Genomic DNA, 15,045 nt, shown 5'->3' on the forward strand with positions numbered 1-15,045 from the left:
ATAAAGGGCCGGTTTGAGAACAATTCTCAAACCGGCCCTTTATTTTTTAATTAGCAATACTTTATGGCCAAATACCCATATTTTGATAGGCTATAGCTATTTTATCTATAGAGCTTACCAATGCAGATGTCCTTAAACTCGTAATTTTAGGGTTAGCCACAAATACTTCTCGTATTTCATGATAAGAACGAATCATCGTATCCTCTAACCCTGAATTAACTAACTCTGCTTCCGATGGCCCTTTTACAATAATCTTTCGTTGTATCGCAGTTAAAGAACCTCCCGTTACAGCCTCAACCATATTTACAATATTCAAATTAGCTGTTTCCGTATAACGTCTATCCATGCGTCCAAAAGCAATATGCGACAAGTTCTTTAACCATTCGAAATACGACACAGTAACACCACCTGCATTACAATACATATCCGGAATAATTAAACCACCGTTCTTTATAAATGCGGCAGCAGCTCCAGGAGTAGTAGGGCCATTTGCACCTTCTGCAATTATCTTTGCCTGAATACGTTGAATGTTCGCTTCAGTTATTTGGTTTTCCAACGCAGCTGGTATCAACACATCACATGGCTGTTCTAACCCTTCGGCTGAAGACTTAAATTCTCTCTTTGCACCCGGGAAACCTAAAATACTACCTGTATTCTTACGATGTTCTAATATTTCATCCGGATCCAGACCATCCTCATTATAAAGCGCTCCATCATACTCACAAACACCAACTATTATTGCCCCAAATTCCATTAATACTTTGGAAGAGAAATAGCCTACATTTCCTAAACCTTGAACAATAATCCTTTTTCCCTTTATACCCGGAGTTAGCCCCAAAGCTTTCATATCTTCAGCAAAACTCACACATTCCCGAATCGCAATAGCTACTCCCCGCCCTGTCGCACCTCTACGACCTGCGATACCATCCAATGTTAAGGGCTTCCCTGTTACACAACCCAACGCATCTAACTGACCCGGATTCATAGTTAAATACGTATCCGCAATCCAGCTCATCTCCCGTTCACCTGTCCCATAATCAGGAGCAGGCACATCAATACCAGGACCAATAAAGTTCTTCTTAATTAACTCAACCGTATATCTACGAGTTATATTTTCAAGTTCACCAACCGTATAGTCCTTTGTATTAATCCGGATACCACCTTTCGCTCCTCCAAAAGGAACATTAACAACTGCACATTTATAACTCATCAATGCAGCTAATGCCATCACTTCATCCTCATTCACCATATCACTATAACGGATACCACCCTTTGTAGGCGATTTATGATGAGAATGTTGCACCCTCCAGGCATCAACAACTTCAATTTTACCGCTTTCACGTCGAATAGGGAATTGAAAACGATATACACTATTACATGCCTTAATCTGGTTTAATAAACCAGCATCATGTTTCGTAAATTGAGCCGCCTGATCAAAGAACTCACAAACATCTTTGAAAAAATGAGGCGCGCTAGCAGACAAAGCTATTGGATTAGCCATAATAAATATAAATTAAGAATTAGATTAGACTTCCTACTGGATATTCTTGTCTTTCTTTTCCAGCTTACCTATTCTTCTATCGATTGTAAACAGATAGATAATAAAGCCAATGAAAATAATCAACAACACAATTACAACAACGTAAATTTTCCCTGAACTACGTAAGCCAGTAGCCATTTCAACTCCGTTATCTGATTGAGCAAACGTAACCAGAAAGTTAAAGCAGCTCATTATTATTAATAGAAATATTTTTTTCATCTCGAATTTTATTTTAAAACCAGTTAAAGCCTAGAGAACTACTAATTAGTTACTCTGTTCATCTGTATGATATTCTAATTTTCTTATACGATATCTTAAAGTCATTATCCAACAACCAATAAGCATCCATCCCAATGCAGCTGGTCTAAATACCCATTTCATACTTCCAGTCATATCATAACCGCTGAAGCCCGGATTTCCGCCATTCCCAGGATGTAAAGAGTCTGTTAGTCGAGGTAAAATAAATAACAAGACGATCATAATCGGAAAAGCAAAAACGTTGTATATAGCTGATATCTTTCCTCGTTTTTGTTCCTCATCAAGTGCATTTCGAAGAACAACATAAGCCAGATACATTAATGAAGCTATTGCAGAACTATTTAATTTAGGATCATTTGGCCAAGGATCTCCCCAGGTTATATTCGCCCATAACATACCGCTTAATAAACCAAAAAGGCAAAATATCAAACCCACATTCACACTTTCAACCGCAATGAAATCATCTTCTGGTTTTCCTGAACCCAAATACTTAATACTATAAACTACTGATATTAAATACATCAGAAGCATTGCAAACCACATAGGAACGTGAAAATAAACATTGCGAATGCTCTCATGCAAAATCGGCAAAGCCGGAACTTCACCTAATAAGCCTGCAATGACTGTATATGCAACGATAGCTGCGCCTAAAAACTTCCACCAATAAGATTTCATTAATTAATATTTAAGTAGAACAATAATCATTTGCTCCAGAACTACCTATTGGCAATTCATCAGTCCCTCCAAATGTAAGGAAATAACAATAAAGAAACGGAAATTACGATCGCATTTATTGCTAATAACACAAAGATTTCATCGTAGCTTACACTCCTATCAAGTCCATCCATCGCATTCTTGGATAATTTAATTAAAACGATAAGCAAAGGGATAATAACCGGAAAACTTAATATGGCCATTAAAGTGCCATTATTATTGGCTTTAGCACTAATTCCAGAAATCATGGTAAAAACTGTGGCGAAACTAATACTGCCTAATACAACCGAAACTAAATAAAGGAATGGGTCTCCTAATGGATTTCTGAAGATTACAGAATAAACAAATAAAGCTATCAAAGACAGCACTAACATTAAAACAATGTTATAAATTATTTTGGAAAGTATAATTGCATTGGGACTAGCTAATGTATAATAGTATAGCTGCCTTCCCCTACTTTCTTGAACAAAGCTTTTTGAGATAGCATTGATAGAAGCAAAAAGCAAGATTATCCAAAACAATGCATTCCAAACAACACCGTCAACACTGCGAAACGCTTGGTAACAAACGAAAACGGTTGATATAACATACAACAAAATGCTGTTGAAGGCGTATTTTGAACGCCACTCCAACAGCATTTCTTTATAAACTAAATATCGTACTTGTTCTAAGAAACTCATTGACACCAAAGATACGATTAGGACTCTTTAGTGGCTAATGAATTCATGAATAATTATTTAAAAATTACTAACGCATTTTATTTTTAGCATCAGTTGCTAAATCTTCAGCACTACGCGCAGCTCTTCTTCCAAGATTTTCAGCATCATCCTTTAAGCTGCTTCCTTTTTTCTTAATTTCACCCGATACATCAGAGAACTTATCTTTACCTTCTTCGAATTTCTTCTTCGCTTTATCTTTTGCCTTCTCTGCAAAATCAGAAGCACAATCCAATCCTTCGTTAGCTTTTTCTTTAATAGTGTTCGAAAGTTCATTAATACTATCGATCGCCTTATTTAAACTTTTGCGCCCATCTTTGGTACCAAATAAATACCATGCGGCTGCACCTGCTGCTAAACCTGCTAAAGCAAATCCTACTAAACTTGAATTCTTACTCATCTTATCTTTATTTAATGATTTTTTTAATTCTGATTTCATTTTTATATCACTTTTCATAATAAGATCAACAAGCTTTAAAAGGTTTTGTTTTATAAAAAGTATTATTTCAAGCCTTTCACATCGGTTAAAGCGATATCTTTTCGTTGAGGCTGAACAAGTGCTTTATAGCTATTAAACTGATAACCATCTTGTTTCAAATCCCACAACATAGGCCGCAAGAAACTTATAGCTGCTTCATAACCTTGTGTAATTGCAGCAAGATTGCCTGTTCCTTTTGAATTCATTGCTTCATTTTCAATTTCAAAAGCATCCACAAAACCTTTCTCTTTTAATATATCTACAAATGCGCGCCAATCCATACTATCAGACCCTCCAAATCCAGGTAACATAGCTTCATAGTGATGACGATCCCAGCTATTTTGTGGAATAGAAACATTCGCCTTTAATGCTAAATCTGCATTAACACTCTGCATAGGATACATTCCTCCCCAATCAGTACGCGCCTGATTTTTAATATTTCTAGTTGTTTTAACATGGATACGATGAATACGATCAATATCGCTATTAGCAATTACATCAACCGGATCAGTATTCTGCCAAACATCATGAGAAGGGTCATAGATTTCTCCATGAGCCTTACTTGGAATCATCGCATACATTAATTTTCTGGCAGCCAAAACTCCCGGTAAATTGTTAAATGTATTGGTAAAACCCGGTGCGCGCCACCCCTCCATCGGACAATTCTCATACATCACCGTAACCCCTAAATCTTCTGCATATTTTATAATCGGGTTAAATACACGGTAATACTCATCCAAATTCTTTTGAAAACCATTTTCTTGATTTCCTAGTTCATGATTATAACCAACAAAAGTTCCCACCTTCACATTATTCTCATCACCACCTAGCAAATAAGCAATTCTAATTAATTTCAATAAATGGTTCTGGTTCTTAATCCGTTCAGCTTCATCGCCGCCAATCATATTTTCAAAGGCACCTAAAGACAGGCCCAACTTATTCTGATTAAACTGCTCTATCAGTTTTTTTGCATCTTCTACTCCAAAGTTTTCATATTCAAGATGAGTAGCCGTATGATCTTCCCGCGTACCATCTTTTCTAAAAACACATAAGTCGAGCCCCTGTGCACCAACCTCTATAGCTTTCTCAATTAATTGATCAAGATTCAATTGATCAAAAGCCGAACTCATCACCCAAATAGGATTGTTTAAAGAATTGTTTTTCATTTTAAAATTAAATTATTGTGATTAGGTTTAAATAATTAACAATATATCACCTGGTTCGATTTAGCTAAATCAGGTAAACAAACAGCCTGATCAAATATAGCGAAAAGCGAAGAGCCACTTCCGCTCATTGCGGCATATACAGCTCCGGCATCATAAAGATCTTGTTTTATCTGTCCAATACTAGGGAACTTTTTGAAAACTGTAGCTTCAAAATCATTAAAGATAGTTTCTTTCCATGTATTAATCGGTTCAAGAATCATCTCTTTCAAGTTCCTTCCATCCTCCTTTAATAAAACGCCACCATAGGCCTCAGCCGTATTAATATGTATAGGAGGATTAACCACTAGTAAATGATAAGCTGAAAGATCTATTTCTATTTCTAAGAATTGATCTCCGATCCCTTCTGCAAAAACACTTTTATTATTGATGAAGAATGAACAATCTGCCCCCATCGTACGTGCATAGTTCATCATCTGTTCAGACTCTAGTTTCAGATTAAAATAATCATTCATTAATTTAATCAAAAAAGCAGCATCTGATGATCCTCCACCCAAACCTGCTCCAATAGGAATCCGTTTATGCAAATAAATATGTATAGGCGATAATTTATAAATACCTCCTAATAGATTATAAACCCGGCTACATAAATTATCACCACCATCTGGTATAGGAATTCCCGATACAAAAAGCTTTGTCTCAGAAGCCTCAACAATCTCAAGTGCATCATATATTGGAATAGGATATAAAACAGTTTCTATATCATGATAGCCATCAGAACGTTTCCTCAAGACCTGAAGACCTAAATTTATCTTAGCATTCGGGAAAGTAATCATAGGGATTTAATTGCTCAGAAATCGTCAATAATAGCTTTTATTTTTTATTCGGACGATGAGAAAAGAAATGCTCTTGCAACTTATCAGTATCTATTTTAGCCTCCTCTTCATCCAGGCGGAATATCCATGCTTTCATTCCCAAAACAGGAACTTCTTTTTTAGAAGTCGACAAATCAACAGGTCGTATTTTCTTATCGTATATTAAGGGCTTTTTAACATCAAGCAGATTTTTCGAAAAGAAAAGCAACTGGAAATTGAACACTGGCCAGTTTCCAATAGAAGCAGCATTAGCAGTATAGATCTTTTCAGCAGCATGTGCTGTAATCTGCCCGCTAAATTCACCCTTTATCTGATCAGCTTTTTTCGTATTCATAGCAAACATCAGCTGATAAGAACTTTCATTAACAACAAAAAATTCTACCAATCCTTGTTTCGGGTCGCCGGTTATCGCTAAGTATATTCCTTCATTCTTAAATTCAGCTTGAGGAACCTGCGCCTCCTCGCTTCTTTTATCCTCTTCAGTATCCATTTTACCATATACCAGCGTAACTTTCGTTGCTGGCACCGGAATTTCAAAGCCATCCTCTCCTGTAACCGCAATCATTCCATCATTCAGAATGGCAGTAATATAACCTTCCGCGTCTTCTTCTACAAGGCGTACGAAATCTCCTAATTTATATTTACTCATTATGGATATTTATCTAAAAAATAGTCGGGTACTTTTCCGGGTTCGCTTCATTCATGATAGCGTAAACCGCTTCAACAACGTCATCTATAGAAGGTTTTGTGAAATAATCTCCATCCGAACCATAAGGAGGCCGATGAGCCTTTGCAGTCAATGTTCGCGGCTGACCATCCAGGTGAAAATAACCTTTTTGCTGTTCTAGAATTTGTTGAAGAATAAATGCAGAACCACCACCGGGCATATCTTCATCTACTATTAAAAGTCTATTTGTTTTGCTCAATGACTTTCCACACGTATGCTTAATATCAAAAGGCTGTAACGTTTGAGGATCAATGATCTCAATAGAAATTCCAAGCTCTTCCAGTTCTTCTGCAGCTGCTTCTACAACCCGTAAAGTCGATCCGTAAGAAACCACCGTAACATCCGTTCCTGTTCTCATAATCTCTGCTACACCCAACGGTACAGTAAATTCTCCCACATTCTCAGGCAAAGATTCCTTTAAACGATAGCCATTCAAACTCTCAATAACCAATGCAGGTTCGTCAGATCTAAACAATACATTATACATCCCTGCAGCCTGTGTCATATTACGCGGCACACAAATATGCATTCCACGAAGCGTATCTAAAAGCATAGCCATTGGTGAGCCCGAATGCCAGATACCCTCTAACCTATGCCCCCTTGTGCGAACAATAACTGGCGCTTTTTGACCACCCTTAGTACGATAACTCAAAGAAGCTAAATCATCACTTAAAGCAGTAATTGCATACAGTACATAATCCAGGTATTGAATTTCAGCTATCGGCCTTAAACCCCTTAATGCGAGCCCTATACCCTGGCCAATAATTGTATTTTCACGGATCCCTGTATCAAAAACACGTTCCTCTCCAAATTTCAACTGCAAACCGGCAAACCCTTGATTAACGTCACCAATTGCACCTACATCTTCACCAAAGGCAAGCAATCTTGCATCTCGCTCAAAATTAGCGATAAAACAAGCATTTAAAATCTCTCTGCCATCAACCAGTTTAACTTCATCAGGGTATTCTACAGCTGTCTCTGTTATATACTCAACACCCTCTATACTCTCAGTAAATACTTTTGAATTAAAGCGATCCGTATTAATTTCCTGATGCCTTTCATACCATCTTAGCAAGTTGTTTTTTGCAGTCGAATTTTCCTTCCGCACAATCCGTAAAGCCTTGCGTACAAGCCCATAAATATCTTTAAGGCTTGGTTCATACATTAATCTTAATTCTTCAGCCAACTGATATGCCCGATCATTGTTCAAATCACGAACAAGCCCAATCGCTTCTTCTTTCTCAGTTTCAAATACAGCCAGGTAATCCTTCCATGCCTTCTGCTGAATTTTTTTAATCGCATCCTTAGATTCCTTCTCAAGTTCGTCCAGCTCTTCAGCAGAAGAAACTTCCGTTTCAATCATCCAATTACGCATCTTACTAATACAGTCAAACTCTTTTTCCCATTCCAAGCGTTCTTTCGTTTTATAACGCTCGTGCGATCCTGAAGTTGAATGTCCCTGAGGCTGAGTCATTTCTGTAACATGAATCATTACAGGAATATGCTTTTCTCTACAAATCTGAATAGCTCTCTCATAAGTAGCAACCAATGCTGGATAATCCCAACCTCTCACCTTAAAGATCTCAAAGCCTTCGCCTTTTTCGTCCCGTTGAAGTCCCTTTAATATTTCTGAAATATCTTCTTTGGTTGTTTGTATATCATTAGGAACAGATATACCATATCCATCATCCCAAATCGAAATTGCCATCGGTATTTGCATAACTCCGGCAGCATTTAATGTTTCAAAAAACACACCTTCCGATGTAGAAGCATTACCGATCGTGCCAAATGCAACCTCAGTACCCATATTCGAAAAGGTGGTCATATGCTGTAAATCCTTCCGCTCTTTATAAATTTTAGATGCTTGGGCCAAACCTACCAGGCGAGGCATCTGCCCGCCTGTAGTTGAGACATCTGATGAAGAATTTTTTTGTTGAGTATGATCAAGCCAGTTACCACCGGCATCTATTAATTTCGTAGAAAAATGGCAGTTCATCTGCCGTCCGCCAGACGACGGTTCTGCATCTATATCCGGATGAGCATATAGCTGCGCAAAGAATTTATAGTAATCTGTTATGCCCGAAGCAAATGCAAAAGTCTGATCTCTATAATAGCCCGAACGCCAATCCCCATTTCTGAAAACTTTGGCCATCGCTATTTGAGCCAACTCCTTTCCATCTCCGAAAATACCAAACTTTGCCTTACCCGTTAAAACCTCTCTCCTTCCAATTAAACTAATCTGTCGGCTTTCAAATGCTATTCTATAATCGGCAATTAATTGACTTTTAAATTCGTTATAGCTTAATTCGGCCTTGGAAAATAGTTTCGTGGTTTCTGACATAACGTTTGTATAAACTCAATAGAAATCAGTAAAAACCCAAAGATAAAAAAAATATAATAAATGAGGGAAGCATGCTAAACTCAGAACTATATAGCAAATAATCGGTATTTCACAAAATATAATATCGATACCGTTAATTTAACAACTATTCCATTGTTATAAACACATTATTTTATGTACTTTTGATTAAATGAAAACAATTAATCAATATCGTTATGTAATCAACGGTATAAATTGGAAAAACATGAAGAAAATAATCTCAGTCCTGGTGCTTGCCTTAACTTTTATGGGTTTAACTTCCTTGACTCTACAAAATAAAGCTGAATTCAAATTTGAACAAGAGACACATGATTTTGGTAAGATTGCTCAAGGGAAGCCTGTAAGCTATGAATTCAAATTTACGAATACAGGTACAGAACCACTTATTATCAGCAAAGTTGAGTCAACCTGCGGATGTACCGTACCAGAATTCACCACTGCCCCTGTTCAACCAGGTGCAGAAGGAAAGATAAAAGTAACTTTTGATGCCTCTGCGGCGAGTCCATTTTCAAAAATGGTGACCATTCGCTCCAATGCGAAAACACCTGTCAAAGCATTATATATTAAAGGCGTTGTACAAAAAAACTAAAGAATAAAATTAATCCAAAAGGCTGTTTGATTTTATTCATTCAGCCTTTTTTTATACTCAAACGAAAAATAATCAAACAAATAACTAATAATTTCAATACTAACAATGCCTAAAATATCGCAGAAGGGCTATGATATGCCAGCATCTCCAATCCGCAAATTGACTCCTTATGCGGAATCAGCTAAACAAAAGGGAAAGAAAGTATATCATCTAAATATTGGGCAACCTGATATTGAAACGCCGAAGGGAATGATAGATGCTATAAAAAGCATAAACTTTAAAGTTTGGGCCTACACTCCCTCAGAAGGGATTCTCTCCTATCGTAATAAATTAGCTCAACATTATAACCGGATTAATTACAACATTACACCCAATGATATCCTGGTTACCAATGGTGCCTCAGAAGCGATCACCATTGCCATGCAAACCTGCTTAAACAGTGGCGATGAGATCATTATCCCTGAGCCTTTCTATGCCAACTACAGTGGATTCGCTTGTATGGCTAACATTGTTGTTAAGCCTCTTTTATCGGTCATGAATGACAATTTCGCTCTTCCTTCCATTGCCGAATTTGAAAAAGTAATTACAGATAAAACAAAAGCTATCTTTATTTGCAATCCAAATAACCCAACAGGTTATTTATATTCTAAAGAAGAACTGGAATCGCTACGTGACCTCTGCCTGAAATATGATTTATTCCTCTTTTCAGATGAAGCATATCGTGAATTCTGTTATGATGATCGTGAGTTCATCTCACCTTTAAACTTATCAGGCTTTGATGATAATGTAGTGATCATAGATAGTGTTTCAAAACGCTATAGTGCTTGCGGAGCACGTTTAGGCTGTTTAATCACTAAAAACAAGGCTATTTATAAAGCGGCTTTAAAATTTGCTCAAGCCCGCTTAAGCGCTCCTTTAGTTGCACAAATAGCTGGTGAAGCTGCCCTTGATACTCCTGACAGCTACTTCATTGAAGTTAAAAAAGAATACACTCAACGCAGAGACCTTCTTGCCAATGGATTAAATAAGATACCAGGCGTACGCTGTTCTGTTCCAGGTGGAGCATTCTATATTTTAGCAGAATTACCTGTTAATGATACCGAGAAATTCTGTCAATGGATGCTAGAAGAATTCGATTATAACAATGAAACAGTTATGATGGCTCCTGCCTCAGGATTCTATAGTACCCCAGGTATGGGAAAAAATGAAGTAAGATTAGCTTATGTGATTAATCAAGACGACCTAAAAAAAGCCTTAATATGCTTAGAAAATGGTTTAATTGCTTATAATTCGTCTGCAAGAGACTAATAATATTTAAAAATAAACTTATCTACTATGGATATTGTTAACATTAAGTTAACATATCCATAACCTATGGTATACATTACCTTAATATCTTTGCACCATATTAAATCGTATTTCATACCTATGTATAGATTTATTTCGCTGGCAACCTTGCTCGTAGTATTCTCATCATGCTTTAAGAGCTACGAAGGGAAAATTAATATTGATGGCTCCAGCACCGTTTACCCTTTAACGGAAGCTGTTTCAGAAGAGTTTCGCGAAATACGCCCACAAATACGGGTAACTGTTGGTGTTTCAGGAACAGGTGGAGGCTTTAAGAAATTCCTTAGAAACGAAATAGACATCAGCAACGCTTCTCGTCCAATAAGTAAAAGTGAAATTGAACTAAGCAAACAAAACAACATTGGATTTATCGAAATTCCGGTATCTTATGATGGCTTAGCAGTAGTTGTAAGTCCAAAGAATACATTTGTTGACTACCTGACCGTTGAAGAGCTTCATAAAATGTGGTCGCCGGAAAGTCAGCGAAAAATTACCCGCTGGAATCAAATCCGTCCAGAATGGCCAGATGCACCATTGAACCTTTATGGCGCTGGTACATCCTCCGGTACTTATGATTATTTTACCGAAGCTATCAACGGAAAAGCTAAAGCTTCCAGAGGCGATTATACAGCCAGTGAAGACGATAACGTATTAGTACAAGGCGTATCTACCGATGTAAATGGCTTAGCTTACTTTGGCTTAGCTTATTATACAGAAAATAAGGACAAACTAAAGCTCGTACCAATCAAGGTAGATCAAGAGAGTGAAGCAATTTATCCAACAGATGAAACCGTTAGAACAGGTACCTATCAACCTCTTGCGCGTCCTGAATTTATTTATATCAATGTAAAATCTGCCGAAATACCTTATATTCAAGAGTATGTAAAATTCTATTTAGAGAATGCAGCAGCTTTAGCAGAAGAAATAGGTTCTGTGGCATTACCATCCGAGGTATATAAACTGTCTTATGAAAGATTTAAAAACCTAAGGACAGGTTCTATCTTTGAAAACAAATCAATTGTTGGGGCAAATCTCCTGAACTTATTACACGAAGACGCACAATAAAGGAATGGCTAACTCATCTAGAAAATCCGAGAAACTTATTGAACTAATCATGATTGCATGCAGTCTGATCTCAGTTCTCACAACACTTGGTATCATTCTCGTCCTTTCCATCGATACCATAAAATTCTTTGCAGAGGTCTCTTTTTTCGATTTTATTACTGACACGCAATGGACACCCCTTTTTGCAGATAAGCATTTTGGAATCCTACCTCTGCTTGCCGGTACAATCTTAACAACTATAATTGCAACACTTGTTGCTGTACCTGTAGGGATTAGCATTGCCGTATATTTAAATGAATATGCATCCAAAAAATTCACGGCAACCGTAAAACCGATTCTGGAAATACTGGCTGCTATACCAACCGTTGTATATGGTTTCTTTGCTTTACAATTCGTAACACCTCTTCTACAACTTTTAATACCCAGCTTATCTGGCTTTAACGCACTTTCACCGGGTATCGTTATGGGAATTATGATTATCCCTTACATTACTTCACTAAGTGAAGATGCTTTACGTGCAGTTCCAAAATCATTGAGAGAAGCTTCTTACGGGCTAGGAGCAAACAAACTTCAAACAGCCTTTAAAGTAATGGTTCCTGCTGCCAGTTCAGGTATCATCGTATCCATCATCCTGGCTATTTCAAGAGCTTTAGGCGAAACCATGATTGTAGCCATTGCTGCAGGTCAGCAACCAAACTTAACTCTCAACCCACTTAAATCAGTAGAAACTATTACAACATATATTGTACAGGTGAGTATGGGTGATGTACCGCAAGATTCTTTAGAGTACCGCACTATTTTCGCTGCCGGTATCACACTATTTGCATTCACCTTTATCCTCAATAATATCTCTTTCTGGATTCAAAAGAAATATCAAAACCGCTATGACTAGAAAGCCACTCTTCTCTATAAAGATGAAAGATAGAATCTTTCGGATATATGCTATTGCATGTACGGCGTTTGCTTTAATCATGTTAGCCGTTTTATTAATCGATATAACCATTAAAGGAGCATCTCGTCTTGACTGGTCGTTCTTTACAAATTTACCATCCAGACACCCGGAAGAATCTGGCATTTATACTGCCCTGGCCGGAATGGTTGCCTTACTCCTCTTCACATTAATTGTTGCTTTGCCAATAGGCATTCTGGCAGGAATTTATCTACAAGAATATGGCACAAAGAACAGACTTGCAAAATTCGTAGAAATCAATATATCCAACCTTGCCGGAGTTCCTTCAGTTATTTATGGTATCTTAGGCTTACAGGTGTTTGTACGTATGGCCGGACTAGGAAACAGCATTCTTGCAGGGTCGCTGACTCTGTCTTTGCTAATCATGCCTATCATTATTGTATCAACCCGTGAAGCCATTAAAGCAGTGCCAGATTCCCTGCGTCAGGCGGCATTGGGACTAGGAGCTACAAAATGGCAAACCATCCGTCGAATAGTTTTACCAGCATCCTTTGGAGGAATCATGACAGGAATCATCCTCTCAACATCCAGAGCCATTGGTGAAACAGCTCCTTTGATTGTTGTAGGCGCATTGGCTTATGTACCTTTCATCCCAGAAGGTCCGTTAGACCAATATACTTCTCTGCCAATTCAAATCTTTAACTGGACATCCAGACCGCAACAGGGATTCATTATAAATGCTGCTGCTGGAATTATTGTGTTATTATTATTTACATTTATATTAAATGGGATCGCTATCTATTTAAGGAACAAATGGTACAAAAAAACAAATCTGTAAAAGAACTCAACCCGGAATATAAGCTGGAAAGCAGAAATTTAAATCTGTTTTACGGCCAGAAACAAGCTTTAAGAGATGTTTCAATCAAAATGTCAGCAAATACTGTTACTGCATTCATTGGTCCATCCGGTTGTGGAAAATCTACTTTTTTACGCTGTTTCAATCGGATGAACGACCTGATTGAAGGCGTTAAGATCGATGGGGATGTATTGATCGACAATGTAGATATCTACAAAAATGAAATCGATGTATACGAGTATCGCAAAAAGGTAGGGATGGTTTTCCAAAAACCCAACCCCTTTCCAAAATCCATATTTGAAAATGTTGCCTTCGGCTTGCGGATTAATGGTGAAAAGTCCAAATCTTATATAGAAGATACTGTTGAGTATGCTTTGAAACAAGCCGCTTTATGGGAAGAAGTAAAAGACAGTCTTCATAAATCAGCCATAGCAATATCTGGTGGGCAGCAACAGCGTCTTTGTATTGCCCGTGCCATTGCTGTTAAGCCGTCCATTCTACTAATGGATGAACCGGCATCTGCTTTAGACCCGCTATCTACTACCAAAATCGAGGAGCTTATCCATACGTTAAAAGATAATTATACCATCGTAATTGTTACTCATAATATGCAGCAAGCAGCTCGGATTAGCGATAAAACTGCGTATTTTTATATGGGCGAATTGATCGAGTATGATTTAACTGAGAAGATATTTACAAATCCTTCAAGAATAGAAACTGAAAACTACATTACCGGCCGATTCGGTTAATCCAGAACTATAAGATTATGATACATTTAGATAGAGAACTTGAGCAATTGAAAAAGAGCACCACAGCCATGTGGGTCTTAGTACAATCTCAAATAGAGAAGGCATATAAAGCTTTAGCAGCAAATGATAAAGACCTGGCAAGGGAAGTAATAGCCAATGAGAAACGCGTCAATTCTATGGAGCTAAAAATCGATAGTGATTGTGAAGATCTTTTCGCTTTATATAGTCCCGTAGCCAGCGATTTACGTACTGTTCTTGCAACCTTAAAAATCAATACTAATCTGGAGCGCATCGGAGACCTTGCTGAAGGTATCTGTAAACATATACTCAGTGAAGAGAAAGCCTTTGATAAAGAACTTTTAAAAGCTTCCGAAATTCAGGAGATGTATGATGTTGTTATTGAAATTATGAAGGATGTTCTTAAAGCTTATATTAAAGAAGACACGAAATTAGCTCGTACAATCTTCAAAAAAGATGAGATTTTAAATGAAATCAATATGCAGGCAACCAAAAATATAACAGAATACATTGGTTCAGACATCTCAAAGATTGAAGCCGGATTGAATTTCTTATCCATTATAAGAAAACTTGAACGCGTAGGCGATCAAATTACAAACATCGCAGAAGAAATTATCTTCTCACACGAAGCTAAAGTGCTAAAGCATCTTTAGTTTCAGA

At 37.4% G+C, this 15,045-nt stretch carries 16 protein-coding genes; 7 read left to right on the plus strand and 9 right to left on the minus strand.

The window, feature by feature from the left end:
* Positions 1-61 precede the first annotated feature (61 nt).
* From C8N28_RS03310 to C8N28_RS03350, 9 genes are all read right to left on the minus strand, one after another.
* The gene (locus C8N28_RS03310) at positions 62-1,501 is read right to left on the minus strand and encodes a Glu/Leu/Phe/Val family dehydrogenase (RefSeq protein ID WP_185140117.1); all 1,440 of its coding nucleotides are present in this window, start codon (positions 1,499-1,501) and stop codon (positions 62-64) included.
* A gap of 33 nt (positions 1,502-1,534) precedes the next feature.
* Entirely contained in the window at positions 1,535-1,759 is a 225-nt protein-coding gene (locus C8N28_RS03315) for a CcmD family protein (protein WP_132221499.1), read from the minus strand.
* Between the two features lie 45 nt (positions 1,760-1,804).
* Entirely contained in the window at positions 1,805-2,473 is a 669-nt protein-coding gene (gene ccsA / locus C8N28_RS03320; RefSeq protein WP_132221501.1) for a cytochrome c biogenesis protein, read from the minus strand.
* A gap of 59 nt (positions 2,474-2,532) precedes the next feature.
* Positions 2,533-3,192 carry a heme exporter protein CcmB gene (locus C8N28_RS03325; RefSeq protein ID WP_132221503.1) on the minus strand — a complete coding sequence of 220 codons (660 nt, stop codon included), beginning with the start codon at positions 3,190-3,192 and terminating at the stop codon, positions 2,533-2,535.
* 67 nt (positions 3,193-3,259) lie between these two features.
* The gene (locus tag C8N28_RS03330) at positions 3,260-3,667 is read right to left on the minus strand and encodes a YtxH domain-containing protein (RefSeq protein ID WP_165870293.1); all 408 of its coding nucleotides are present in this window, start codon (positions 3,665-3,667) and stop codon (positions 3,260-3,262) included.
* Positions 3,668-3,729: 62 nt separating this feature from the next.
* Positions 3,730-4,872: a sugar phosphate isomerase/epimerase family protein gene (locus C8N28_RS03335; RefSeq protein WP_221410182.1), complete on the minus strand. Its 1,143-nt coding sequence runs from the start codon at positions 4,870-4,872 to the stop codon at positions 3,730-3,732.
* A gap of 35 nt (positions 4,873-4,907) precedes the next feature.
* A complete protein-coding gene (gene ispE / locus C8N28_RS03340; RefSeq protein WP_132221507.1) occupies positions 4,908-5,705 on the minus strand; it encodes a 4-(cytidine 5'-diphospho)-2-C-methyl-D-erythritol kinase in 798 nt (265 codons plus the stop codon).
* A 37-nt stretch (positions 5,706-5,742) separates the two neighbouring features.
* Positions 5,743-6,393 carry a hypothetical protein gene (locus C8N28_RS03345; RefSeq protein WP_132221509.1) on the minus strand — a complete coding sequence of 217 codons (651 nt, stop codon included), beginning with the start codon at positions 6,391-6,393 and terminating at the stop codon, positions 5,743-5,745.
* Positions 6,394-6,406: 13 nt separating this feature from the next.
* A complete protein-coding gene (locus C8N28_RS03350; RefSeq protein ID WP_132221511.1) occupies positions 6,407-8,812 on the minus strand; it encodes an alpha-ketoacid dehydrogenase subunit alpha/beta in 2,406 nt (801 codons plus the stop codon).
* Positions 8,813-9,056: 244 nt separating this feature from the next.
* On the opposite strand from C8N28_RS03350, the gene C8N28_RS03355 reads away from it, so the two are divergent.
* From C8N28_RS03355 to phoU, 7 genes are all read left to right on the plus strand, one after another.
* Positions 9,057-9,440 (plus strand): DUF1573 domain-containing protein, encoded by a 384-nt coding sequence (locus C8N28_RS03355; RefSeq protein ID WP_132222533.1) that lies wholly within the window; start codon positions 9,057-9,059, stop codon positions 9,438-9,440.
* Between the two features lie 105 nt (positions 9,441-9,545).
* On the plus strand, positions 9,546-10,748 hold the full coding sequence (locus tag C8N28_RS03360; RefSeq protein WP_132221513.1) for a pyridoxal phosphate-dependent aminotransferase: 1,203 nt from the start codon (positions 9,546-9,548) through the stop codon (positions 10,746-10,748).
* A gap of 120 nt (positions 10,749-10,868) precedes the next feature.
* Positions 10,869-11,852, plus strand: a complete 984-nt coding sequence (locus C8N28_RS03365) for a PstS family phosphate ABC transporter substrate-binding protein (protein WP_132221516.1) — start codon at positions 10,869-10,871, stop codon at positions 11,850-11,852.
* A gap of 4 nt (positions 11,853-11,856) precedes the next feature.
* Positions 11,857-12,744, plus strand: coding sequence for a phosphate ABC transporter permease subunit PstC (gene pstC, locus C8N28_RS03370; RefSeq protein WP_132221518.1), 888 nt, complete (start codon positions 11,857-11,859; stop codon positions 12,742-12,744).
* Positions 12,745-12,766: 22 nt separating this feature from the next.
* Positions 12,767-13,600, plus strand: coding sequence for a phosphate ABC transporter permease PstA (gene pstA, locus C8N28_RS03375; RefSeq protein WP_246012732.1), 834 nt, complete (start codon positions 12,767-12,769; stop codon positions 13,598-13,600).
* Positions 13,576-14,367: a phosphate ABC transporter ATP-binding protein PstB gene (gene pstB, locus C8N28_RS03380; protein WP_132221522.1), complete on the plus strand. Its 792-nt coding sequence runs from the start codon at positions 13,576-13,578 to the stop codon at positions 14,365-14,367. The genes pstA and pstB overlap by 25 nt, the downstream gene beginning before the upstream one ends.
* 17 nt (positions 14,368-14,384) lie before the next feature.
* The gene (gene phoU, locus C8N28_RS03385; RefSeq protein WP_132221524.1) at positions 14,385-15,038 is read left to right on the plus strand and encodes a phosphate signaling complex protein PhoU; all 654 of its coding nucleotides are present in this window, start codon (positions 14,385-14,387) and stop codon (positions 15,036-15,038) included.
* Positions 15,039-15,045: the final 7 nt, after the last annotated feature.

It is taken from the genome of Albibacterium bauzanense, from assembly GCF_004339765.1.
GTDB lineage: Bacteria > Bacteroidota > Bacteroidia > Sphingobacteriales > Sphingobacteriaceae > Albibacterium > Albibacterium bauzanense.